23 protein-coding genes, 1 tRNA gene and 3 pseudogenes are annotated in these 23,366 nt (G+C 59.4%); 7 read left to right on the top strand and 20 right to left on the bottom strand.

Translation table 11 applies throughout. The annotated features are described in order from the left end of the window. Nucleotides 1-553: 553 nt before the first annotated feature. The 4 genes and pseudogenes from BN32_RS04095 to BN32_RS04085 form a co-directional block, all read right to left on the bottom strand. Nucleotides 554-1,003, bottom strand: a pseudogene (locus BN32_RS04095) (thiolase family protein); the annotation flags it as partial. Between the two features lie 99 nt (nucleotides 1,004-1,102). Then, on the bottom strand, nucleotides 1,103-1,846 hold the full coding sequence (locus BN32_RS04090) for an SDR family NAD(P)-dependent oxidoreductase (RefSeq protein WP_019196837.1): 744 nt from the start codon (nucleotides 1,844-1,846) through the stop codon (nucleotides 1,103-1,105). A 181-nt stretch (nucleotides 1,847-2,027) separates the two neighbouring features. Then, nucleotides 2,028-2,126 (bottom strand): annotated as a pseudogene (locus tag BN32_RS25955) (CoA transferase); the annotation flags it as partial. Nucleotides 2,127-2,211: 85 nt separating this feature from the next. Then, the gene (locus BN32_RS04085) at nucleotides 2,212-2,850 is read right to left on the bottom strand and encodes a 2-hydroxychromene-2-carboxylate isomerase (protein ID WP_040425952.1); all 639 of its coding nucleotides are present in this window, start codon (nucleotides 2,848-2,850) and stop codon (nucleotides 2,212-2,214) included. Between the two features lie 254 nt (nucleotides 2,851-3,104). On the opposite strand from BN32_RS04085, the gene BN32_RS04080 reads away from it, so the two are divergent. Then, on the top strand, nucleotides 3,105-3,629 hold the full coding sequence (locus BN32_RS04080; protein ID WP_040425429.1) for a winged helix-turn-helix transcriptional regulator: 525 nt from the start codon (nucleotides 3,105-3,107) through the stop codon (nucleotides 3,627-3,629). 127 nt (nucleotides 3,630-3,756) lie between these two features. Here the strand turns inward: BN32_RS04080 and gmd are convergent, their stop codons facing one another. Beyond that, complete coding sequence (gmd, locus tag BN32_RS04075; protein ID WP_019196834.1) at nucleotides 3,757-4,845, bottom strand: GDP-mannose 4,6-dehydratase; 1,089 nt, start codon at nucleotides 4,843-4,845, stop codon at nucleotides 3,757-3,759. Nucleotides 4,846-4,937: 92 nt separating this feature from the next. Next, nucleotides 4,938-6,092, bottom strand: a complete 1,155-nt coding sequence (gene lptF / locus BN32_RS04070; protein ID WP_019196833.1) for an LPS export ABC transporter permease LptF — start codon at nucleotides 6,090-6,092, stop codon at nucleotides 4,938-4,940. A gap of 107 nt (nucleotides 6,093-6,199) precedes the next feature. Here lptF and BN32_RS27325 point away from each other — a divergent pair, with 107 nt between their 5' ends. After that, on the top strand, nucleotides 6,200-6,604 hold the full coding sequence (locus BN32_RS27325) for a hypothetical protein (protein ID WP_179944845.1): 405 nt from the start codon (nucleotides 6,200-6,202) through the stop codon (nucleotides 6,602-6,604). 399 nt (nucleotides 6,605-7,003) lie between these two features. On the opposite strand, the pseudogene BN32_RS04060 reads toward BN32_RS27325, so the two are convergent. After that, a pseudogene (locus tag BN32_RS04060) lies at nucleotides 7,004-7,500 on the bottom strand (hypothetical protein). Between the two features lie 221 nt (nucleotides 7,501-7,721). On the opposite strand from BN32_RS04060, the gene BN32_RS04055 reads away from it, so the two are divergent. Next, nucleotides 7,722-8,801: a D-TA family PLP-dependent enzyme gene (locus BN32_RS04055; RefSeq protein ID WP_019196829.1), complete on the top strand. Its 1,080-nt coding sequence runs from the start codon at nucleotides 7,722-7,724 to the stop codon at nucleotides 8,799-8,801. A gap of 29 nt (nucleotides 8,802-8,830) precedes the next feature. On the opposite strand, the gene BN32_RS04050 is transcribed toward BN32_RS04055, so the two are convergent. Beyond that, nucleotides 8,831-9,115, bottom strand: a complete 285-nt coding sequence (locus BN32_RS04050) for a hypothetical protein (protein ID WP_019196828.1) — start codon at nucleotides 9,113-9,115, stop codon at nucleotides 8,831-8,833. A 195-nt stretch (nucleotides 9,116-9,310) separates the two neighbouring features. Between BN32_RS04050 and BN32_RS04045 the strand changes: the two genes are divergently transcribed. Continuing rightward, nucleotides 9,311-9,388, top strand: a tRNA-Pro gene (locus BN32_RS04045). 555 nt (nucleotides 9,389-9,943) lie between these two features. Further along, nucleotides 9,944-10,213, top strand: coding sequence for a hypothetical protein (locus tag BN32_RS04035; RefSeq protein WP_019196826.1), 270 nt, complete (start codon nucleotides 9,944-9,946; stop codon nucleotides 10,211-10,213). Nucleotides 10,214-10,294: 81 nt separating this feature from the next. Here BN32_RS04035 and BN32_RS04030 read toward each other — a convergent pair whose 3' ends face one another. The 6 genes from BN32_RS04030 to BN32_RS04005 all read right to left on the bottom strand — a co-directional run bounded on the left by BN32_RS04030 (nucleotide 10,295) and on the right by BN32_RS04005 (nucleotide 14,826). Further along, nucleotides 10,295-10,951, bottom strand: coding sequence for a MerR family transcriptional regulator (locus tag BN32_RS04030; RefSeq protein WP_019196825.1), 657 nt, complete (start codon nucleotides 10,949-10,951; stop codon nucleotides 10,295-10,297). 35 nt (nucleotides 10,952-10,986) lie between these two features. Beyond that, on the bottom strand, nucleotides 10,987-11,322 hold the full coding sequence (locus tag BN32_RS04025) for an integration host factor subunit alpha (RefSeq protein ID WP_019196824.1): 336 nt from the start codon (nucleotides 11,320-11,322) through the stop codon (nucleotides 10,987-10,989). A gap of 128 nt (nucleotides 11,323-11,450) precedes the next feature. Then, nucleotides 11,451-12,428 (bottom strand): beta-ketoacyl-ACP synthase III, encoded by a 978-nt coding sequence (locus tag BN32_RS04020; protein WP_040425427.1) that lies wholly within the window; start codon nucleotides 12,426-12,428, stop codon nucleotides 11,451-11,453. Next, nucleotides 12,425-13,486, bottom strand: a complete 1,062-nt coding sequence (gene plsX, locus BN32_RS04015) for a phosphate acyltransferase PlsX (RefSeq protein WP_019196822.1) — start codon at nucleotides 13,484-13,486, stop codon at nucleotides 12,425-12,427. Before plsX ends, BN32_RS04020 begins: the two co-directional genes overlap by 4 nt. Nucleotides 13,487-13,684: 198 nt before the next feature. After that, nucleotides 13,685-14,275 (bottom strand): YceD family protein, encoded by a 591-nt coding sequence (locus BN32_RS04010; protein WP_019196821.1) that lies wholly within the window; start codon nucleotides 14,273-14,275, stop codon nucleotides 13,685-13,687. After that, nucleotides 14,272-14,826: a ubiquinol-cytochrome C chaperone family protein gene (locus tag BN32_RS04005; RefSeq protein ID WP_040425950.1), complete on the bottom strand. Its 555-nt coding sequence runs from the start codon at nucleotides 14,824-14,826 to the stop codon at nucleotides 14,272-14,274. Before BN32_RS04005 ends, BN32_RS04010 begins: the two co-directional genes overlap by 4 nt. A 133-nt stretch (nucleotides 14,827-14,959) precedes the next feature. Between BN32_RS04005 and BN32_RS04000 the strand changes: the two genes are divergently transcribed. Together BN32_RS04000 and BN32_RS03995 are read left to right on the top strand one after the other, a co-directional pair. Then, a complete protein-coding gene (locus BN32_RS04000; protein WP_051488434.1) occupies nucleotides 14,960-15,436 on the top strand; it encodes an outer membrane protein assembly factor BamE in 477 nt (158 codons plus the stop codon). Nucleotides 15,437-15,594: 158 nt separating this feature from the next. Further along, nucleotides 15,595-16,596 (top strand): Bug family tripartite tricarboxylate transporter substrate binding protein, encoded by a 1,002-nt coding sequence (locus tag BN32_RS03995; protein ID WP_019196818.1) that lies wholly within the window; start codon nucleotides 15,595-15,597, stop codon nucleotides 16,594-16,596. Between the two features lie 87 nt (nucleotides 16,597-16,683). Here the strand turns inward: BN32_RS03995 and BN32_RS27205 are convergent, their stop codons facing one another. The 6 genes from BN32_RS27205 to BN32_RS03970 form a co-directional block, all read right to left on the bottom strand. Next, the gene (locus tag BN32_RS27205; RefSeq protein WP_019196817.1) at nucleotides 16,684-16,836 is read right to left on the bottom strand and encodes a hypothetical protein; all 153 of its coding nucleotides are present in this window, start codon (nucleotides 16,834-16,836) and stop codon (nucleotides 16,684-16,686) included. Nucleotides 16,837-17,022: 186 nt separating this feature from the next. Continuing rightward, complete coding sequence (locus BN32_RS03990; RefSeq protein WP_019196816.1) at nucleotides 17,023-19,146, bottom strand: sodium-translocating pyrophosphatase; 2,124 nt, start codon at nucleotides 19,144-19,146, stop codon at nucleotides 17,023-17,025. A 234-nt stretch (nucleotides 19,147-19,380) separates the two neighbouring features. Further along, nucleotides 19,381-20,373, bottom strand: a complete 993-nt coding sequence (gene thiL, locus BN32_RS03985) for a thiamine-phosphate kinase (protein ID WP_019196815.1) — start codon at nucleotides 20,371-20,373, stop codon at nucleotides 19,381-19,383. 2 nt (nucleotides 20,374-20,375) lie between these two features. Beyond that, nucleotides 20,376-20,882 (bottom strand): transcription antitermination factor NusB, encoded by a 507-nt coding sequence (gene nusB, locus BN32_RS03980; protein WP_019196814.1) that lies wholly within the window; start codon nucleotides 20,880-20,882, stop codon nucleotides 20,376-20,378. Further along, nucleotides 20,879-21,373: a 6,7-dimethyl-8-ribityllumazine synthase gene (gene ribH / locus BN32_RS03975; RefSeq protein WP_040425946.1), complete on the bottom strand. Its 495-nt coding sequence runs from the start codon at nucleotides 21,371-21,373 to the stop codon at nucleotides 20,879-20,881. Before ribH ends, nusB begins: the two co-directional genes overlap by 4 nt. 112 nt (nucleotides 21,374-21,485) lie before the next feature. Then, a complete protein-coding gene (locus BN32_RS03970) occupies nucleotides 21,486-23,057 on the bottom strand; it encodes an AMP-binding protein (protein ID WP_244438147.1) in 1,572 nt (523 codons plus the stop codon). Nucleotides 23,058-23,366 lie beyond the last annotated feature (309 nt).

Here is a 23,366-nt window from a genome sequence, read left to right as displayed (position 1 = left end):
TAATTCCATGCTCCGGTATGTGGAGAGCGATAACGGCGTCTTGTTCCTGCCGCGCCTTGAGTTTTCATAACTCGCCTTCAACGCGGTCGCTTCGGCGAGCAGCGCGTCAAGAACGGCTTTGTTATCGGCGGCTTTCTGCTCCGACGGAGACAACGGCGCTGGAGCGGGCGTCGCCTCTGGCTGGACTGGCGCGGCATTGATCGGCTCAGACTTCGACGGAATCGTACCTGTTGCCTGAGTAGCCGCGTCCTGCGGCTTGTCGGTTTGCGTCGTTTGTGCGCTGGGCGGCGGCGTTTGGCCCAAAACGAGCCCGCCGGAAACCATGGTGAGCGAGATCAGCGATAAAGCAATGCTCTTGCGTCGCAACACATCCGCACCCAATCGTTCGGGATCGATGCCAAATATGGATCAACACCTTGCAACGCATCAAGCGGAGTTTTGTTCGGGATGAACGTGAAATATTTTTGCGTTTGGGGCTCTCAATAAAGGAGGCCCGGCGACCCTTTCGATAGCCGGGCCAGCTCAGACGCGAGGCAGGGAGACCAACGTACGCTCAAGGGACGATTTCGAAGAGCCCCGCCGCGCCCATGCCGCCGCCGATGCACATCGTTACAACGCCATACTTGGCCTTGCGACGGCGGCCTTCGATCAGAACGTGGCCGGCCAGCCGCGCGCCCGTCATGCCATAAGGATGCCCCATCGAGATCGAGCCGCCATTCAGCTCCCACAGATCAATGTCATCGATCTTGAGGCCGTGCCGCTTAAGCAAACGAGGAATCGCAGCCACCGGGCCGACACCCATCTCGTCCGGCTCAACGCCCGCGGCGACAAAACCACGGAAGATGCCGAACGGCTTGAGGCCCTTCTTGGCGGCGATCTTGTCGCTCATGATGACGCAGGCTGACGCGCCATCCGATAGCTGGCTGGCGTTGCCTGCGCTGATGGTCTTGCATTCAAACACCGGCCTGATGCTGACCAGACCTTCGGCGGTGGTATCGGCACGCTCATGTCCTGCGGATAGTTTTCCGCGATAAACGCCCTCACCTCATCCCGGAACGCCGCATCCTGGCTGGACAGCTTCAGCTCCATCGGACAGCTCCCGTTACCATTTCTCGCCGAAGGGGCGGATTTCGGTTTCGAATGTCCAGGCATCCCGCGGCTGCTGATAGAGCTGCCAATAAGTTTCAGCGACGGCGGCCGGACGCATCAGACGGTTCGGATCAAGATTCTCGATCGCTTCCTTGCCTTCGCGGTTGGCAATCAACTGGCGCACCCACTCAGTATCGACGCTGGAATCGATGATGAGATGCGCGACATGGATGTTCTTTGGTCCAAGTTCACGTGCGATCGACTGTGCGACTGCGCGCAGGCCGAATTTTGCGCTGGCGAAGGCAGCAAAACCAGAACCGCCGCGCAGGCTTGCAGTCGCACCTGTGAAGAAGATGGCTCCCTTGCCACGCGGCAGCATTACGCGGGCAGCTTCGCGTCCTGCGAGAAATCCGGAATAGCAGGCCATTTCCCAAACCTTGCGGAAGACGCGTTCCGTCGTCTCGAGAATCGGAAAATTGACGTTCGCACCAATGTTGAAGATGCAGGCTTCAAGCGGCGCATGCTTGTCAGCATCGGAAATGAAGGAGATCATTTCCTCTTCCTTGCGTGCATCGAGCGAGCGAGCGAATACAGTACCGCCTGCCGCCTCGATCTCCTTGACAAGAGGGACAAGCTTTTCGCCCTGCCGCCGTCCCGCAAAGACAGTGAAACCCTCCGATGCGAATTTCTTGGCGATCTCGCCGCCGATGAAATCCCCGGCGCCGATCACCGCCACGGTCGCGTTTCGTTTCTGCAAGGTCCTTCTCCCGAGCCAGAGTAAGTTTCAAAGATCGTAGTCTGTGCCCGACGCCAATGGAGGCATCAGGTTTCCCGCAAAGATTCAGCCAGCTTATGCTTCAGGATCTTGCCCGTCGATGTTGCGGGCAGCGCCTCGAGGACGATGATTTGGGACGGCCGCTTGTACGATGTGAGCTGCGGACGTCGGCGCCCTGGTCCGCAAGAAACATTGTCGCAAATGGACCCGACACAACGCCGGTCAAATCGAGCACGCGCACACCACTCAAAGGACCGGACATTTGTTCTTCCCTATAGATGTCGCGGACGGCTGCTGCTACCTCACGCTGCATTCAGAAGAAGTCTTTCAGTGAAAGACCTGAGGTCTCAGGCAGATTTCGCTTTCGCTGCGACGAGTTGTTCGACAATCGACTCCTCGACATCGCGAAGCTGGTCCTTGCCGAAAAACATTTCCGTACCGACGAAGAAGGTCGGTGAGCCGAACGCACCGCGATTGACGGCATCTGTCGTGACGTCGATCAGCTTTTTCTTCACATCGTCCTGCTGCGCACGCGCGATCAGCTTGTCGATGTCGATGCCGGACGAAATGAACGCCGCGCGGAAGGTTTCGACGTCATCCATTTTCTTCGGCTCTTCCCACATGTGATGATAGGCGGCGCGGAAGTATGGCTCGAACACGTTTTCGAATTGGGCTGCGACTGCGCCGCGCATCAACATCAGTGTGTTGACCGGGAAGAACGGATTCGGTTTGAACTTGGTGATGTTGTGCCGGCGAATGAACCGCTGGGTCTCAAGCGCGTTGTATTCCGGCTTGTTCTTGATGCCGCGCAGTGAATCGAACGGCGACATGTTGTTGGTCGCCTTGTAGATGCCTCCAAGAAGAACAGGAACATAGTCGAACTTGACGCCGGTGCGCTGCTCGATGCCCGGAAGCGCATACTCCGCCAAGTAGGCATTGGGGCTGCCGAAATCGAACTGAAACTCGACCTTCAAGGGACTGGCCACCGCGCTTCTCCTCTGCAATTTTTCTGTCTGGCGTACACTCTTGTCCGGCGAATTTAGATCGCCAACCTTGTCGAGAGCGATGGCCATTCATATAGTTCTAAAATTGAACTGTCAATTCTAACGGCCGGGATCCACCAAATTTTGCCCACAGAGCTTGAACTAGGACTTTTGTCCAACTCAGTGCCTATTTAGAATGGTATCTGAGCCAGCTATAAGCGTATCTGACGATCTGATTTGCGAAACCGGAGACGACCATGAGATGGGACGAACTTGAGGAAGAGCCGTGTTCCATGGCCCGCACCATCGGGGTCATCGGCGACCGCTGGAGCCTGCTTATCCTGCGGGAGTGCTTCCTGCGGACCCGCCGCTTCGAAGCCTTCCAGTCCGCCCTCGGTATCACCCGGCATCTCCTGGCCGAACGCCTGAAAAAGCTGGTCCGCCTTGGCGTGCTCCGCCGGGTTGCCTATCAGGAATCTCCCAAGCGGCATGAATATATCCTGACCCAGAAGGGGCTCGACCTTTACCCGATCATGATGGCGATCGTTCACTGGGGCGACATCCACATGGTGGACGAACGTGGCCGGCCGCTGCTTCATGAACATCAGAAGTGCGGGCATCAGTTCAATCCGGTCATGACGTGCTCCGAATGCGGCGAACCGTTGCTCGCCAAGGAAGTTCACGTCCATCCCGGTCCTGGTGCCCGTCCGAAGGTTGCACCGCCGAAGCCAGCTAAGATCGCCAAGGCCAAGTCGACGCGGTCGAAAGCCCGCGCCGCGTAGCTACGATCAATCGCAGCTCCCTATCAGGCCGTGATTGGCGAAAACTGGCTGCTTTCAATCAGATACTAAAATCCTCCGAAAGGCTGCTGCATTGCCACGCTGGCGTGGTGGGGTGCCGCTCCTGAAATTACTCGTTATAATTAAAATGCTTAAAGCCGTGCTGCTTCACAAGTTCGTCTCGTTGCGCTGTCTTCATATCCTCTCTCATCATCTCCGTGACCAGATCGACAAACGATGTTGTCGGTGACCACCCGAGTTTCTGATATGCCTTTGCCGGATCGCCCAAAAGCGTTTCCACCTCCGTAGGCCGGAAATATCGCGGATCGACCTCAACGATACATCGTCCCGTGGAAGCATCGTACCCCTTTTCGTCAACGCCTTTGCCTTCCCAACGAATGGTGATGTCTACTTCTCTTGCAGCGACTTCCAGAAACTCGCGGACGGAGTGCTGTTCGCCGGTCGCGATGACGTAATCCTCTGCTACATCCTGCTGCAACATCCGCCATTGCATCTCAACGTAATCACGCGCGTGTCCCCAATCGCGCAGCGCATTCAGGTTTCCGAGATAGACCCTCTCCTGAAGCCCGAGCTTGATGCGCGCCAAAGCGCGCGTAATTTTTCGCGTAACGAAGGTCTCTCCGCGGATCGGCGATTCATGATTGAAAAGAATGCCGTTGCACGCGAACAGGCCATAAGCCTCGCGATAGTTCACAGTGATCCAGTATGCGTACAGCTTGGCGACCGCATACGGCGATCTGGGGTAAAATGGCGTCGTTTCCTTCTGAGGAGTTTCCTGAACGAGTCCGTACAGCTCAGAAGTCGAGGCCTGATAAAATCGGGTCTTCTTCTCAAGTCCGAGAATGCGGATCGCTTCGAGAATACGCAGCGGACCGAGCGCATCCGAATTGGCGGTATACTCAGGCTCTTCGAACGAAACCGCGACATGGCTCTGCGCGGCGAGATTATAAATCTCATCCGGCTGAACTTCCTGCACGATGCGGATGAGGCTCGACGAGTCGGTCAGGTCGCCGTGATGAAGCGTCAGATCGTAACCCCTGTCATGGGGATCGTGATAGAGATGGTCAATGCGGTCCGTATTGAAAAGCGATGTGCGCCGTTTGATCCCGTGGACAGAATATCCCTTGGATAGCAACAACTCCGCAAGGTATGCGCCGTCCTGGCCAGTGACCCCTGTAATGAGCGCGGTTTTCTTCATCTAGTAACCGATCTTCATTTTCGCCAAAGCGCCATCTGCATCATGATGACATCATCGACAGTCAAATGATACTGGCATGGCTTCTGCCAAAGTTACTGCGGCCTCAGCGAAGCACCGCGGCCGAACAAATCACGAATGCGCCCCAACAGGTTCGTCGGCACGTCGATAATTACACCCTGCATGATCATCCAGAAACTTGCCGCACTGACACCCGCCAACATGAAGTATTGGACGAGGATCGCAGCAGGCCGCGATGTCGATATCGTTGAAAGGCCAAATCCCGCGATACGCAAAACGAGAATGCCCACGATAAGAACCGCGATGGCAAAATTGCGATTCTGCCGCGTCGTACGAGGGGCGCCGAGAATGGCAACGGCCATCAAGATGAAGACGAATGGATAGATCGGAGCGAAAATCCGGTCGTGCAGTTCAGATCGAAACTCTCCCGGAATCCGCTTGAAGACAGGATCGTCGGGCGGCGGCGAGATCAAATCACTGGTCGACCTCTCGCGTGGGCCATACGTCACGCTCTGGACCACGTTCGAGAACTGGGACAAATCGAATGCGTAGCTGGCGAACGCAACAAGCGCTGGGTCGCGCTTGCCGGTTTCGAAACGCTGCAGATTACCGTCCTGGAGAATGAGGAACGAGCCCCGCTCATTCTTCTGAACCGTGCCGCGATCAGCGAGAATATCGATCCGCTCCGCCGGGTTGCGCTGGTCATCGATGAAAATCCCGACGAGAAGTCCGCCGGGTTGCCGCCCCTGAATGCGGATCGTCAGCGGACCGAGTTTTTGGAATTCGCCGGGCCGGAGGATATTAGTGAGGACGTCGGCACCAATCTCGGTTTGCCATCGCCGCAAGGCGCGCAGGCATTCCGGCGCGAAATAGAGCGAGAGAAATGCCACCAGCGAACTGACCACGCATGTCGCGAACAGAAACGGGCGAAGAAACCTGCCTGGCGACAGGCCTGCAGCATTCATCACGATGATTTCGGAGTCCGTTGCGAGCCTGTTGAGGGTATGCATCACCGCAATCAGCAACGCGATCGGCGCAATGATCATCGCCAGTAGCGGTATCGCCAACCCGGTGACCCCGAGGAACACAAGTATCGACTGGCCCTGCCCTGTCATCAAATCGATGCCGCGCAGCGCTTGCGTGATCCATATGACTCCCGTCAATGAGACGACAATCAACAAGAACGCCAACAATGTCGTTCGCACGATATAGCCGTCGATTGCGCTCATCCAGCTTCCGGTAAAGTCCGATTCACGGGCGATCACGACCGCCGCATAAGAGTTATCATCTTGAGCTATATCGCATATTTCCCGTCATCTGCACCTTAAAAATTGGAATGTCGAAGGATAATGTACGCCATAATCAAGCGGGAATTGTACGACGTCTGGATCGGCTTTTTTCGTTTGGACCCGGCCGAATCGGCCTGTCGCACGGGCTGCGCGGCAAAACGGCACGGAGAACTTCGCAACTATCTCCGCGCTGCGTTGCCGTGGTCAACCTCTGTCGCATCATCCGTGGCGCTTGCATTCTTTCTTGGCTTCTGAACACGGTGAGGCTGGCGGCGTTCTTTCGATCGCTAAAGCATCCCGCAAGCATGGCGGCATTAATCCTGTGCTTCATTGCCGTGCTCGGCGTATTTTGGGCGGACGGCATTTCCTGGCCCGACAGGCTTCGCGGCCTGACTCCGATAGAGAAGCTACTCGGCATCCCCATACTGATTTACTACTTCAGCCAATCGTAACGCGGCCGATATGTGTTCTACGCCTTTGTTATGTCTTGCACAGTTCTGATGCTGTACTCATGGGTCGTGCTGTATTGGCCGAACCTATCGATCTACTACAAAGCGGACCAGCCTGCATTCCGGTGAGAAACTATATCGACCAGAGTCAGGGATTTGCGTGTTTGCGGTCGCAGCCATCGCTGCCGAAGCATTCCGCAAGCAAAAGCGCGCAATCGCCATTACAGCCACTATTATTGCCGCCGCTTTGCTGTCGAGCCTTGCTTTCGTCAACGTCTCTCAGCGATTTCTATCAGGGCTGGCTTTACGTGCTCGCCGTCGGCATCGCTGCTGGAACGATAGAGAAAGAGGCAAACTCTCAACGAGAGGCAGCCGTTCCAATCTGAATCACTCTGATTTGAATCAGGTCCGCGTCAGCGTGATGTTTGCACCCTTGAACTCGCTCCCTGATGAGCGGATCATAACCGATTGGGAATTTCCCTTTGTGGTTGCTACGAGATCCGCTGAAAACGCCCCGGCGCTCACGACGACCTGAAACCGGCCACCCGCCGTGTGCCTTGAACGTCGCCGCTGACATTCCGGGTGGATTCGCTCCAGGTGCCGGACAATTTTCCACCATTGGCAACAACGTTGCTGGTCAGCTCGATCTTGTAGCTGTCGCTTGCGCAGCGCAGGATTTGTTGAAGAGCATTCCCATCCTCTCGGACGGCATAGGTTGCGCGGCAGCGAATGGCCTCCCGCGCGCCGCTCTCGAACGAGATCGTCCCCTTGCCTGACCAGACGCCCGACATGCCGGCGAAAGGATGGGCCGACTGCGCCTGCACATCGATGGAGATGAATGATAAGCCAAGAGCACCGGCCATCGCCGCGCGCCGGCCGATTAATCCAAATGAAAACATTGAACCTCGCATTGTGACAAGTCCGCGCGACGAAAGGCGCAGAAATCTGGATCGCTAACTTCGCAAGAGCGAGAACGGTTCCCATCATCGGGGAGGAATAAGTTTGAATTTGGGAGGGGCCAATGTCCGGCCAGGATCAATCACTTGTGAAACTGCCACCTATACCGGCAAAGTCGGGAATTAGTACCGACGCCTCCACGGCCGTCCGAAAGGAATTGTCCTTGACCAACCCACTCGCCTTGAAAATCGCCCGTGAATACGGAACGCCTGCCCTCGTCATCGACATGGATCGCGTCGAACGCAACATCGCGCGGGCCCAGGAAATCTGCGATACCGCCGGCGTCGCCAATCGGCCCCATATCAAGACCCACAAAAGCCCCCTGCTCGCGCAACTTCAGATCAAGGCCGGTGCAAAGGGCATCACGTGCCAGAAGCTCGGAGAAGCAGAAGTGATGGCGCAAGACGGCATCGACGACATCCTCATCAGCTACAACCTCATTGGCGAAGAAAAGATAGCGCGTCTCGGTGCCCTGCTCGCCCGAACAAACATCACGGTCGCCGCAGACAATGAAGTCGTCATCGCGGGATTGCCAGCCGCGGCAGCGATTGCAGGGCGCTCCCTGCCGATCGTGATCGAGTGCGACACCGGCCGCAAGCGTGCGGGCGTGGAGACGCCTGCGGAGGTCATCGCGCTCGCCAGCCAGATTGCTCGCACACCCGGACTCTCATTTGCAGGGCTGTTGATGTATCCAACGGAAACGGGCTGGACCGAGGCGCAGCGGTTCTTTGACGATGCAACGGCCGGCCTTCGACAGCTTGGGCTCGATCCGGCCATCGTATCGACCGGCGGATCGCCAAATCTGAAAAACGTCGGCAAGCTAAAGGGGGCGACCGAGCATCGGCCCGGCACCTACATTTACAACGATCGCATGCAGGTCGCTGCCGGCGTTGCCACATGGGACGACTGCGCGTTGCATGTCTATTCGACCGTGGTCAGCCGCGCCGCTCCCGATCGCGGAATTCTCGACGCAGGCTCAAAGACGCTCACAGCCGATACCGGCGGACTCGACGGTTACGGGCTGATCCTCGAACATCCGCAAGCCAGGATCGCCCGCTTCGCCGAGGAGCATGGCTTTCTCGATCTGGCGAAGAGCAACACTCGGCCGGCTGTGGGCGACGTTGTCCGTATCGTGCCGAACCATGTCTGCGTTGTGGTGAACATGTCCGATGAAGTCGTTATGGTCCGCGGCGATGAAATCATCGGCATCCTCCCTGTCGCAGCGCGGGGGAAGCTTAGATAATCTCAGGAAAGAAACGGGCGACGGCAGTGTCAGCGCCGATTGTATCCCGGGCTGACCATGTTCTTGAGCTGGATGAGAAGTGTAAAAATCCACGCAAGACCGTAGAGACCGGCGAGCCCGAGCGCCGTCCTGCGATCCAATAGCGACAAGCCGGCCCAATACCAGACGCGATAGATCCATAGCCCCGCGGTCGCCACTCCCATGACGCAAACGAGCAGCTTCAGACCTTGGCTGTTCGCGACGCCTACCGCGGCAAAGAGGATCGTTGCCGGGATGAGAAACATCTGGCAGGCGGAAATCAAAGTCTCGTTCATGGAAGCTCCCCGGCGAATCGCACGAATTTTAGATCATTCGCCGGCCGAGCGGCGAATGCGGCGATGTGATCCGGGGACGTCCGCAACGGGGCCTGAGTGCCCGGAAAGAGGCCTGCGGTATCATAAATCGCAGGCTTCCCCTTCTTGCGCGGTGGCCTGAAGGAGGCTACAGGATCGGGGCCTCTTGGCACGGTTCGGAGCGTAGCGCAGCCCGGTTAGCGCACTAGTCTGGGGGACTAGGGGTCGGAGGTTCAAATCCTCTCGCTCCGACCATTTATCTCAGCAAAACAAGGCTCTTTTGACCCAGAGCCGGGATTCGCGAGCCGCCCTGCAAGGATCGGCACGGAAGTCCTTGCGAACGCATGCCCGGTTTGCTGCTTCGAAAGACTCCTTCACTGTGCATACTGATTAGTCCGATTGTAACCGCGTGTAACCACAGCAGGAGCAGTTTAATGTCCCGCTGCTGCATCGTAACGGCATATCAGGGCGATGGCTTTGCCCAGTTCGCCACCCTGACGTACGGATGAAGGCCTTCGCGGCCCGCCATGGATACGAATTGATCGTCCACAAACCGGATGGTTCGGGTTTCACGGATTCCTGGATGAAGATCCCGGCGATCATAGCCGCCCTGCGTAGCGATTTTGATTTTGTTCTTTAGCTGGATATCGACGCGGTGATCCTGCGGACCGGTCGCGATATTCAGGAGGACGCTCAACCGGGCGCCGATCTTTTGGTGTCTTGGCACGAACCGGAGACCCGTGACAGTCATCGAAAATAAGAACCTGCGGTAATCCCCATTCCGTTGCGTTCACTCCGCAGACCAACCACTTGATTGTAACCAACGCTGGCAGAAATTTCTTCAGTGTCTATGAGCCGCGCAGAAGTCACTTCGGCTTGAACTGGAGTCAGGTTTCGGCGGCACAAACGACTGTTGGCGACGACCAAACCTTTCAAGCGATCAACGGGGAAAACAAGATGGAAGGTGGGCCAAAGGACCTCACGGTGCATGGAAACATGATTGCGGTTTGCAGCCCAGAGTTGGAATCAAGCTTTATTCTTTCCAGGAAGCTTTATCATCCAACCATGATTGTTGGCTGATGGCCCGGCGATCCGTTGCGCTCGCAAGCCGCGATGCCGCATTGCTCCGCTGACAGCCTGCTGGCTGCCTCGCGCAACGTCTCAATTATCCTTCAGCACCTGGTCGATCAGCGCGCGTGCGCCGATCAGGTCGTCGAGCGCTTCCTGCAGCTTGCCGCGATCGGTCGGCTTGGCGCTTTTCCGGACACTTGGGGGAGCATAGGCCTCGGCGCCGGACGGCCCGGCCGGAACCGGATGCACGGGTTTGGGCACGACCGCTTTCGGAGGCGCCATGTCCGTCAACGGCGGTCCAAGGTCCCGCAACGACAGCGGGGATGCGTAATTAGCTTCCCGAGGGTCAGCAGTTTCGTGAGAATCCAGATCGTCATCGCCGTCGAGGTCGGGGCTCGCCAGGTCCGGCGCGCCGTCGTCTTCTCTGTCCCCGTCGAACGACGGTCCATCGAACAGAGCAGTGGCATGATCGACCGAGCCATCGGTCAGGCCCTGGACTGATTTGATCCCGTGCTCGCGCAGAATGCGCTGCACACCGCGGATGGTGTAGCCCTCGCCGTAGAGCAGCCGCCGGATGCCACGCAACAGGTTGACGTCATCGGGACGGTAATAGCGGCGGCCGCCGCTCCGCTTCATCGGCTTGATCTGGTTGAAGCGCGTCTCCCAGAACCTCAGGACGTGCTGTGGCACATCAAGGTCATCAGCAACTTCGCTGATTGTCCGAAACGCGTCCGGCGCCTTGTCCAATTGCAGGCTCCCCGTTGAAAGCCGCTGTTCTAAAGTCAGTCGTCAGCGCCGTTGGCACTGTCACTGCCGCTGCCATTCCCGTTGATACGCTGCTTTAGAATCGCAGATGGCTTGAACACCATAACCCGGCGCGGCGAGATAGGCACTTCCGTTCCGGTCTTGGGATTGCGGCCGATACGCTGGCCCTTTTTGCGTACCATGAACGAGCCGAACGAAGACAATTTCACCGTCTCGCCCTTCTCGAGGCAATCAGTGATCTCCTTCAGCACAAGTTCCACGAACGCAGACGACTCTGTGCGCGAAAGCCCTACCTTTTGGTAGACGGCTTCGCACAGATCAACGCGTGTGACTGTCTTCCCGGTTCCGGTCATCGCCTGCCCCGCTCACGGCGAAAAATTTATGTTCTGAAATTATGAGCTTAGCGACCGAGGGTCAACCTTGCTCATCAATGCAACAGCATGAAATTGTTTTCAATTATCGACAAACTTTAGCAAAAGACTCACCAGCGCAAAAGCGCAGATCCCCAAGTGAAGCCGCCTCCCATCGCTTCCAGCATCAAAAGATCGTTCTTCCTGATGCGTCCGTCGTCGACGGCTACCGCGAGCGCTAACGGAATAGAGGCTGCCGAGGTGTTTCCATGACGATCGACCGTCAGCACCACTTTCTGCGGCGCAATATGCAGTTTCTTGGCCGAGGCATCGATGATGCGCTTGTTGGCCTGATGGGGAACCAGCCAGTCGACATCGTCTGCGGTCGTGCCTGTCGCCTGGAAAGCGTCGATAATGACGTCCGTGATCATGCCGACGGCATGCTTGAACACTTCGCGCCCTTCCATCCGCAGATGGCCCACGGTTTGGGTACTGGACGGCCCGCCATCGACGAACAATTTATCCTTGTGACGGCCGTCGGAACGTAGATGCGTGGTGAGGATGCCGCGATCCGCGGTGGTTCCCGCCTGCGGCTGCGCCTCCAGAACCACTGCGCCCGCACCATCGCCGAACAGAACGCAGGTTCCACGGTCGTTCCAGTCCAGGATGCGCGAAAAGGTTTCCGCCCCGATCACCAGCGCGCGCTTGAATGCACCGCTTTTCAGGAAATTGTCGGCGGTCGCCAGCGCGAAAATGAAACCCGTACAGACAGCCTGTAGATCGAATGCAGCACCGTGATTGATGCCAAGGCCGTGCTGGATCGCAACCGCTGTCGCCGGGAAGGTGTTGTCCGGGGTCGAGGTCGCCAGAACGATCAGGTCAATCGATTGTGCATCGATCCCGGCATTGGCGAGCGCCGCCTGCGCCGCCTTCAGGCCCAGATGGGAGGTGAACTCTCCCTCGGCCGCGATGTGGCGTTCCTTGATTCCCGTGCGCTGAACGATCCACTCATCCGACGTGTCGACCATCTTCGCCAATTCGGCGTTGGTCAGAATGCGCTCCGGCAAGTAAGCACCGTGGCCGAGCACAACCGAACGCATCATAGTCACGAGACAGCCTCCTGCGCATTCGGCACGATCGAAAGAGCGTGGCCGTCGCGGTTGAGTGTTTGATGGATCTTGGGCAGGAGATCGTAGCGGACCATGTCATAACCAACATCAACTGCCGACGCAAAGCCCTCAGCGTCAGTGCCGCCGTGGCTCTTGATGACCACCCCGTTCAGCCCAAGAAAGACGCCACCGTTGACCTTGCGGGGGTCCATCTTGTCGCGCAACGCGTTGAAGGCACCGCGCGCGAAAATATATCCAAGCTTGGAGCGCCAGGTCCGGCTCATGGCGCTGCGCAGATATTCCGCGATCTGCCGTGCCGTTCCCTCAGCAGTCTTCAGGGCGATGTTGCCGCTGAATCCCTCGGTCACGATGACGTCGGCAGCACCCTTGCCGATGCCGTCGCCCTCGACGAAACCGATGAAGTCAAGCTGCGACAGGTTCATGGCCCGGAGCAGTTCGGCAGCCCCGCGCACTTCCTCGACGCCCTTTACTTCCTCGACGCCGATGTTGAGCAGACCTACAGTCGGACGTTCGAGATCGAACAGAACGCGCGCCATTGCGCTGCCCATGATCGCGAGCGACGCAAGATGACGGGCATCGCCGCCGATCGAGGCACCGACGTCCAGCACAACGGACTCGCCGCGCACCGTCGGCCACACCGCCGCGATCGCCGGGCGATCAATGCCGGGCATCATCCGTAGATTGAGCCGCGACATCGCCATCAGCGCCCCGGTGTTGCCGGCCGACACCACGACATCAGCGTCGCCTCTCTTCACGGCGTCGATCGCCAGCCACATCGACGACGACTTGCGGCCCCGGCGCAACGCCTGGCTCGGCTTCTCGTCCATGCTGATCGCAATGTCGGCGTGAAAGACCTTTGAGACGGCCTTGAGGGCGGGATGTGCGTCGAGTTGCGCACCGATCAGGGCACTGTCGCCAAACAACAGGAATTCGACGTCGGTGTGTCGCATCAACGCGAGCGCCGCACCCGGAACGATGACCGATGCACCGAAATCGCCGCCCATGGCGTCAAGCGCGATTCGAACCTTCTGCGGCATAAGCGTCCCGGAAACCTGATCGTTGCGGCCTCGAAGCGACTGGCCGCGAGCTGGAAGCCATCGTTGTGACAGCGGTTGACCGAAGTCTTCGCTATTGCGAGCGCAACCCCAGCCGGGCAGCGACAATAGCGTTTTTGTGGTGCGATACAACGGCTTGACCCAAGCTACAGGTTTGGTCAAGCGCTCCCCGCAGCAGCGTCATTTTCCTTTGGGTTTTTTACCTCGGGAGACGCCCGGCTTATCCTTGAGTGCCTTCAGGGCTGCAAACGGGTGTTCGTCCGGGTCTTCAGGGGTCTCAGGCGGAGCGAACGCCACGCCCGGCTTACGCGGATAGGGATCTATTCCCAGAGCCAGAAATTCAGCTGCCAGTTGGCCGAGGTCGATAGCACCATTGACGATGGGCTCCGGAGGATCTGGGATTTCGGCATCCTCGCCCTGCTCCTTCTGGATGGATTTCCGACTTGATGAAATTTGCGATGGCGGCGCGAAAACCGCCGTAATGGCCTCATCGATATCGTTCTCGACCGGATCAAGCGATACGACGCAGTTTTGCTCCACCCGCGCCCTGACCGTGCCGGTGACAGTCACGATGCCTCCGGCCTCGGGAATGACGTCGAATGTCGCTACGGCTTGCAGGACGGCATTCACGCCGGCAGCAGCAGCCAACAGACCGCGTTGAACCGGAGTGGCCTCCAGCACCTGATGCAGCCCCGCTTCTGGCAGCTGGGTCACCAGAACGGAGAAGCTCCAGGGAAGATCGCTATTCGGCATATGACCCGCCTTGCTCATGATGCCCCGCCTTGGGAGGCGGCCATAGGCTGTGGAAACGTCCACGCTCCCTTGCGAACGGCCTCCTCAGCCAATTTTGCGAGACCGCTGCTGGCTTCACGAACGTACGATGCCAGCGCCCTCGCGCCATCCACGGCCTCTCCGTTGAAGACATTCTTGGACAACGCCTGCGCCAATTCCTCGTCACCGGCCTCAAAGGCCAGATCGTAGGCCGCAGAGCGTCCATAAAACGCCTCCCCGAACGCCTGCATGCGCTTCGGGACGGTCAGGTCGCCCACCCCCATCTCCCGGAGATTGTCGTCCATGTCAGCGCAGAATCGGTCGAAAAGCGCTTGAGACATACTGTTTCCACCCTCCACTGCTTGCAGCCGGCGCAGCACTAGCCACAGATGCAGGATCAGCATGTCGAATCGGCCATTAACCGTGTCGCGCACGCCGAGGCTCGCGTAAAACGCCGGTTCTCGCGCTTGCGCCACGATCATGCCATAGATGGCTTCAATGGTGCCGCGCGGGACTGTGGGATTCCTGAAGCGATTGAATGGCCAAAGCATTTTTGGTTCCACGTCGAAGCCGGCGGCGATCCCAGATCGCCCTGACGGCCCCCGGTGTGTTGAAATCGGAAGCTCTGCCCGGTACGTCAACGCTTCGGCTGATGCAAGAGGCAAGAGGAAGGCCACGCGCGACATGACTGTTTTCAGACGGCCCGGTCTTCAAATCACCGGAGAGCGACGGTTCGTGGCGCGGTTGCGTGCGGCGGCTGCGATGATGTTCGTCTGCGCCGCTCTGGCCGCCTGCACCGGCGAGCAGTTCCAGAAGGGCTACATCCTGCCCCCAGGCGCGCTTGAGCAAATCCCGATCGGCGCCAGCCAGGATCAGGTTCTGATCGTGATGGGAACGCCGTCCACCGTCGCCACCCTGAGCGGCGAGGTCTTCTATTACATCTCCCAGCGCTCGGAACGCAAAGTCGCCTTCATGCAGCAAAGTGTCATCGACCAGCGGGTGATTGCGATCTACTTCGACAAGAACCGTACGGTCCAGCGCGTCGCCAACTATGGACTCCAGGACGGCAAGATCTTCGACTTCATCAGCCGCACCACGCCGACCAGCGGTCAGGAAATGAGCTACCTGACGCCGATCTTCAAGCTGCTCAGCCCGCGCTGATTTGGCCGCCCAGCATACCGGCAGTTCAACTGTCGGTATTTTGCTGAGCGAAATACGCCCGCCGCGCTGCGAATAGCTGCGCTTGCAGCCACGGAACCTGCCCGTTAGCTTCCTTCCAACAGTATCTCGCAAACGAGATGTATCTGGGAGGATAACCGATGACGCGCTCACTATCGCGCCGCGCCGTGCTGTCAGGCACTGCTGCCCTCTCCACAAGCCCACTCTGGCCGCGTCCGGCAAAATCCGCCGACTGGCGTCCGACCGACACGGTGCGGATTATCGTGCCGACAGCACCCGGCGGCAGTACGGATGTCATCGGCCGCTACCTCGCGCAACATCTGCAGCAGGCGTGGGGCATATCCGCCGTCGTTGAAAACAAGTCAGGCGGTGGTGGCACGATCGGCACCGCCTACTACGTGCAACAGAAACCCGACGGCAACAGCATCCTCGTCGGCAATCCAGGGCCGAACGCTGTGGCGTTCAGCATCTTCCGCTCCCTGCCCTACAAAGCCGATCAGTTGCAACCGGTGAGCAATGCGATCCGCATTCCAAACATCGTGTCGGCGCATCCTTCCAGCGGCATCAAGTCGATCAAGGAGCTGATCACCTATCTCAGGGCTAATCCCGACAAACTGAACTACGGCACGTCAGGCGTTGGACAAAGCCCGCACCTGACCGCCGTCTGGTTCATGCAATTGACCGGCGTGAAGATGACTCATATTCCGTTCCGGGGCGCCGGCCCCGCTCTCACCGGGGCGCTGGGCGGGGACGTGGCGATCCTGTTCGACAATCTCTATCCATCGCTGCCGCAGACCGAGGATGGAAAGCTCGTCGCATTGGCCGTCACGACGCCGGAGCGCAGCTTCAAGGCGCCCAACATCCCGACCATGCGCGAGAGCGCGCCGGAGCTTGCCAACTTCGACGTCTCATCCTGGTTCGGAATGTTCATGCAGGCCGGAACGCCGCGGCCGATCGTCGATGCGTACAACGCCGCGATCAAGACGATGCTGGAACGCGACGATATCAAGAGGAACATCGCCGCGATAGGGGCCGTGCCCGATTACGGAACGCCTGAGCAATACAGCGCCTTTATCGATGCCGAGATCAAGAAGTTCGCGGGCATCATCAACAAGGAAGGCCTCAAGATGGACGTCAACTGACGTCCCCGACGTGATCCTTCCAAAGGTAAAACGTTCTTCCAAAAGTGAAACGGCCGCCCTGCAAGGCGGCCGTTCACAAGCGTGAAGTCAGACAGACATCAATCCCTGTTCGACGAATCTGTAGCCCGCCTCCCAGCGTTGATGCTGCTCGGTATTTTCCGGATACGGATTGTCTTGCGGCTCGTTGTTGAATCGCGCGAGTTTCCCCTGTTCGAACGGATCGCCATCGTCTGCTGCCATGTGTAGCCTCCCTTGTTTAACCGGAGACAACGCACGCAGTCGCGACCGGGTTTCCTCGTCTTTCAAAATTTTCGGCGTGGATAACGATTCAACCTGTCATCAAATCGCAACAATCGCGTGTGGCATCTGCGCAAAGAAGAACCCCGCGGCTCGCGCCGCGGGGTTTTCGATTCAGAAATACGACGATCAGTGCGCCAGGATCGCGAGCAGCAGGAGTGCCACGATGTTGGTGATCTTGATCATCGGGTTCACGGCAGGACCTGCCGTATCCTTGTAGGGATCGCCGACGGTGTCGCCGGTCACGGCTGCCTTGTGGGCATCCGAACCCTTTCCGCCGAAGTGGCCATCTTCGATGTACTTCTTGGCGTTGTCCCACGCGCCGCCACCCGAGGTCATCGAGATAGCAACGAACAGGCCGGTGACGATCACGCCGAGCAACATTGCGCCGACCGCCGAGAACGCTGCCGACTTGCCAGCCGCGCCGCCGCCCGCAATCGCGTAAATCGCGAAGTAGACGAAGATCGGCGACAGCACCGGCAGCAACGACGGAATGATCATTTCCTTGATCGCAGCCTTGGTCAGAAGGTCGACGGCCTTGCCGTAATCCGGCTTGTCGGTGCCCTTCATGATGCCTGGCTTTTCGCGGAACTGACGACGCACTTCCTCGACGATCGCACCGGCGGCACGACCGACAGCGGTCATGCCCATCGCGCCGAACAGATACGGAAGCAGACCGCCAAACAGCAGGCCGACCACGACGTAGGGGTTGTTGAGCGAGAAGTCAGGAATGACACCCTGGAAGTATGGATACTTCGCAGCGTTGGCGATGAAGAACTTGAGATCTTCATTGTAAGCCGCGAACAGCACCAGCGCGCCGAGACCAGCCGAACCAATGGCGTAGCCCTTGGTGACAGCCTTGGTGGTGTTGCCGACGGCGTCGAGCGCGTCGGTCGCCTTGCGCACTTCCTTCGGCAGGCCGGCCATTTCGGCAATGCCGCCGGCATTGTCAGTGACTGGGCCGAAAGCGTCGAGCGCGACGATCATGCCGGCCAGCGCCAGCATCGTCGTGGTGGCAATCGCAATGCCGAACAGGCCCGCGAGGCTGTAGGTGACGAGGATGCCCGCGATGATCACGATCGCCGGGCCGGCGGTCGATTCCATCGAGATCGCGAGACCCTGGATCACGTTGGTGCCGTGGCCGGTCACTGACGATTGCGCGATCGACTTCACCGGACGGAAATCGGTTCCGGTGTAGTATTCGGTGATCCAGATGATGAGACCCGTCACCACGAGACCGACGACGCCGCACTCGAACAGTGCAAGGCCGGTGTACTTCACGCCCGCGAGCGGACCGAAGCCGATCAGCTGATGGATCACGAAGGCCACGCCGAACAGCGACAGAATGCCGGTAGCAATCAGGCCCTTGTACAGCGCGCCCATGATCGACTGGCTTGCGCCGAGCTTCACGAAGAAGGTGCCGACAATCGAGGTCAGGATGCAGATGCCGCCGATAGCGAGCGGCAGGATCATCATGTTGGGCAGCAACGCAGGCGCGCCAGCGAAGAAGATCGCCGCAAGTACCATGGTGGCGACAGCCGTCACCGCGTAGGTCTCGAACAGATCGGCCGCCATGCCGGCGCAGTCGCCGACGTTGTCGCCGACGTTGTCAGCGATGGTGGCGGGGTTGCGCGGATCGTCTTCCGGGATACCAGCTTCGACCTTGCCGACGAGATCGCCGCCGACGTCCGCACCCTTGGTGAAGATGCCGCCGCCGAGACGGGCGAAGATCGAGATCAGCGATGCGCCGAAGCCGAGCGCCACCAGCGAATCGACCACGATGCGGTCGTTCACGGCGAGCCCGCGGCCCTGCGTCAGGTAGATGAAGTAAAGCGTCACGCCGAGCAGCGCGAGACCAGCCACCAGCATGCCGGTGATGGCACCGGCCTTGAACGCCAGTTCAAGACCGCCAGCGAGCGACTTGGTCGCCGCCTGCGCTGTGCGGACATTGGCACGCACCGACACGTTCATGCCGATGAAGCCGGCAGCGCCTGAGAGCACTGCGCCGATCAGAAACCCGATCGCCACGAGAATGCCGAGGAAGTAAGCCAGCAGCGCGAAGATCACGATGCCGACGACACCGATCGTCATGTACTGGCGCTTGAGATAAGCCTGCGCACCTTCGCGCACCGCCGCTGCGATTTCCTGCATGCGGGCGTTGCCCGCGTCTGCCCCGAGCACCGACGAGGTTGCCCACGCGGCGTAGACAATGGAAAGCGCTCCCGCGAGCACGATCAACCATAATGCTGTCATTGATTTTTGCCTCAGATCCCTGTTGTTTCCCCAGTAACGCCCCACCGGCCGTACAGGGTGGCCGGGCGCGCAAAAAAGGAGGCATGCTTCGTCAAAGGGCGAAATGCTGCCTCAATTCGGCGCGGACATTGCCAAAATCATATCCGTGACGCAACGCCGCCAAAGCCCCGCAAGCCCCTTTTCGGGCAATTCAACGAATGCCGCACAGGGCATTTGTGTGCAGTGCGAAAAATCTCAGAAATGGCTGTAGGACAGGCGTTTCAACGCCACTGGCTTGCCCGCCGCATCGAGGAACTGCGGAGCAGCCGCACCAGCCTCGACCCTGCCGATGCCTGTAACCTGCACATTGGTCAGTCTTGCGGCGGCGAGAAACGAATCCCAGCGATTCTCCGGAACAGCGCAGGCGACCTCGTAATCGTCGCCACCCGACACGATGGCTTCCATGCTGGAGCTTCCCTTAGTGACCAGCGCGCGCGCCTGCTCCGAAAGCGGAACATCTGCCAGATTGATCGCTGCGGAAATGCCAGATGCAGCGCACAGTTTAGCGAGATCACCGGCCAGTCCGTCCGACACGTCCATCGCTGCGCTCGCATGTTCGCGGATCACAACAGCGAGCGCATTGCGCGGCTGTGGTACGCGATAGCGCTGGATCAGGAATTCGCGGGACAGCATATCGAGCCCCTCACCCGCCTGCTCCTTGAGAAGACGCAGGCCCAGTGCTGCATCGCCGATTGTGCCAGTCACCGCAATCCGGTCGCCAGGCTTCGCGCCGCTGCGGCGAACCATTTTGCCCGGCGGCACGCGACCGAAGGCCGTGATCGAGATCATGAGCGGCCCGGGCGTCGACACCGTATCGCCGCCCAGCACCGGACAATTGAACGTCGCAGCATCTTCGCCGAGGGCGCGCGCGAATGGCGCCAGCCATTCTTCCTTCGCTTCGCGCAACGCCAGCGTCAGGACGAATCCTGCGGGGACTGCGCCCTTAGCCGCCAGATCTGACAGGTTCACCCGCAACGCCTTGCGCGCGATGGTGTCCGGCGGATCGCCGGAGAGAAAATGAACGCCTTCAACGATGGCGTCCGTCGTCAAGACAAGATCGTCACCCGTATGATTCAGTAACGCCGCATCATCGATAAGGCCGAACGCGCCGGGATCGGTCGCGAGCGGACGGAAGTAGCGCGCGATCAGATCGTCCTCGCCCGATGCTGCGGCACCCGGCGTCGTCATTGTTAATGCCCCGTCCGTGCGAATTCAGGCGCACGGAACTGCCGCGCGATCTGGTCGAGCACGGCATTCACCATGCCGGTTTCGTCCTTATCCACGAAAGCATGGGCAACATCGACATATTCCGACACCACGACACGCGCCGGAATATCCTTGCGGTGTTCGAGCTCATAGGCCCCCGCCCGGAGCGTTGCGCGCAGGATCGCGTCAATGCGCTTCAGCGGCCAGCCGCTTTCGAGTGCCTTGTCGATCAAAGGGTCGAGCTTGCTCTGGTCGCGCACCACACCGGACACCACGTCCTTGAAGAACGCGGCTTCAGCCGGCAGATAGGTGTCGCCCTCGACTTCGCTGCCAAGCCAATGGCTTTCAAACTCGGCGAAGATGTCCTCAATGCCAGCGCCGGCGATGTCCATCTGGTACAGGGCCTGCACGGCGGCAAGACGCGCAGCGCCGCGCCGGTTGGCCTTGCGATCGCCCGGTCCCTTGTCGCCGGCTTTTTTAGCGTCGCTCATAGCGGTTTCGCCAAACGCTTCTTGATGCGCATCATGGTGAGCGCCGCACGGGCCGCGTCGCCGCCCTTGTTCAGCTTGTCGGCGCGGGCGCGCTCCCACGCCTGTTCCGTGGTGTTGACGGTGATGATGCCGTTGCCGAGCGGCAGGCTGCGTGCCACGGCGAGGTCCATCAGTGCCCGCGACGATTCCATCGAGACGATCTCGAAGTGGATGGTGTCGCCGCGCACCACGCAGCCCAGCGCGATGGCTCCATCATATTGCCGACCATTCTTCTTCGATGCGTCGAGCGCGATAGCGATCGCTGCCGGAATTTCGAGAGCGCCCGGAACACTGATCACATCGTAGCCGACGCCCGCAGCCTCCAGCTCCTTGATCGCACCCTGAAGCAGCGCTTCCTGAATATCGTCGTAAAACCGGGCTTCGATAATGACGACGGTCGCGCCGCTAATGTCGGTTGGATCCTTGAGTTCTGCGCGGCGCGGTTCAGCCATCATTCCATCCAGTCAAAAGGGTTTCGGTGTTTGCGCGTTTGTAGTCGCTGAGCGCTACAAAGCCAAGCACAACAGCCCCTTTTCAAGGCAGGGATGCAGCTCCGAATCCGCCTCAATTGGCCTGTGTCACCTTGTAATCGAACAGATAGCCGGCCAGCGCCTTCTCAACCGCGGCGTGCTGACTTGCCATCGCACGGGGCAACGTCACCGTCACGTCGATGCCGCGTTTGCCGCCCGCTGCGACATCGATCGCAGCGTCGGCCGCTCCGGCGGCTTCCGCAATCACCTGGGCGACGAGCCGGTGGACGGCGTCGGTGCGCAATTGCGGCTTGAAAATCTTGCCGACACTGGTGACCGGAATGGCGTCGATGACAATGATCTGCTTGGGCCATGCCGGACGCTCCGCGATCAGCGGCTCGGCATAGGCTTTGAGTTCGTCGGCGGTCACCTGCGCGCCCGGCTTGAGGGCGACGTAACACACCGGCAGTTCGCCTGCGTATTTGTCCGGTTGCCCGACGGCAGCCGCAAGAGCCACTGCCGGATGGGACTGCAATGCGTCCTCGATCAGAACGGGATCGATATTGTGGCCACTGCGGATAATGAGATCTTTCGAGCGCCCGGCGATGAACAACCGCCCCTGCTCGTCGGTGTAAGCCAGGTCGCCGCTGTCGAGATGACCGTCGCGCAGCGCGCTGCTGTTATGGCTCTGGTCCTTGTAGCCCGGCGTGACGTTCGGGCCAGACACGGTCGTGACGCCAACCTCGTGCGGCGCGCAGGCCTCGCCCAGCGAACCGTCAGCGCCGAGTTTCCGAACCACGACCTGCGTATACGGCAACCGGACGCCGACAGAGCCTAGCACCGGCTCCGCAGCGGCGGGATCGATGGACACCAGCCCGCCGGTTTCGGTCATGCCTAGGATTTCGTGGATCTGGGTCCCGGTCATCTTCTGGTACTGCAGAGCAACCGCACGCGGCAGCAATGACGCGCCAGAGATGCTGTAACGAGCCGATGAAATGTCGGCATCGACCGGTACATTCAGCAGCGCAGCCAATGCGGTGGGCACACCACCGATCACGGTCGCGCGATAGCGTTCAACGATTTTCCAGAAATTCTTGATGATGACCGGATTGCGCATCCCCGCCGGCGACAGCACGAGGATGTTCGCGCCCGCGATGAAAAACGACAGCCCGCAGGAAATCGTCGCCGCGACATGAAACAGAGGCAGACCGTTGGTGATGACATCGGTCTCGCTCAAATCCTGCAATACTGTTCCACCGAACCCCGCCGCGATCTGCATGCGATGGGTATGGGTAACGAGTTTCGGCGAACCGGTGGTACCGCCGGTGTGGAAATAGGCGGCAACGTCATCGCCACCCCTTGCCTTGCCGAACGACAGCGCATTGCCGTCCTGCGACTTCAGCTCCGGGCCAAAGCCGAAGACACCTTCCGGTAACGGCGCATCAGACAGCGAGACCTGTACCAGCTTGACGTCCGGCAGCAGTTTTCCGACCTCAACCGCTTTCTGCCAGATATCCAGCTGCGGATGCGGACCCAATGCCACCAAAATCTTTGCGCCAGACGCCTGGACGAGATCGGCGATGTTCTGTGCCTGGAGCAGGAAGTTGATCGGCACCGCGTAACCGGCGGCCTCCGCGCCCCAGAGCGTGAAATGGGTCTCGACCAGACTGGGAAGGATGTAGGCAACGCCCGCACCCGCCCCCCAAGGCTCGCGAAGAAATTCGCCGCGCGGGTGACGCCATCGAGCATCTGCCGGTACGTGACGAGACGCGGCGTCTCATCTTCGGCACCGGTCATCAGCATGGTCAGCGCGATGCGATCAGGATGCTCCGCCGCACTCTTCGCAAAAATGTCGTAGACGCTGCGCGCATCGTAGCGCTGCTCCAGCGTCTTCTCCGATTCAAACTTGATGACGTCCTTGAGCGTGGCAACCGGATAATCGCTGAAAAGCGGCATCTGAATCCCCCTTGAACTG

The sequence above is a fragment of the Afipia birgiae 34632 genome, from assembly GCF_000308295.2.
In the GTDB taxonomy this organism is placed as follows: domain Bacteria; phylum Pseudomonadota; class Alphaproteobacteria; order Rhizobiales; family Xanthobacteraceae; genus Afipia; species Afipia birgiae.
The sequence above is the reverse complement of the archived record's forward strand: the minus strand, read 5'-3'. Positions and strand labels throughout refer to the sequence as shown.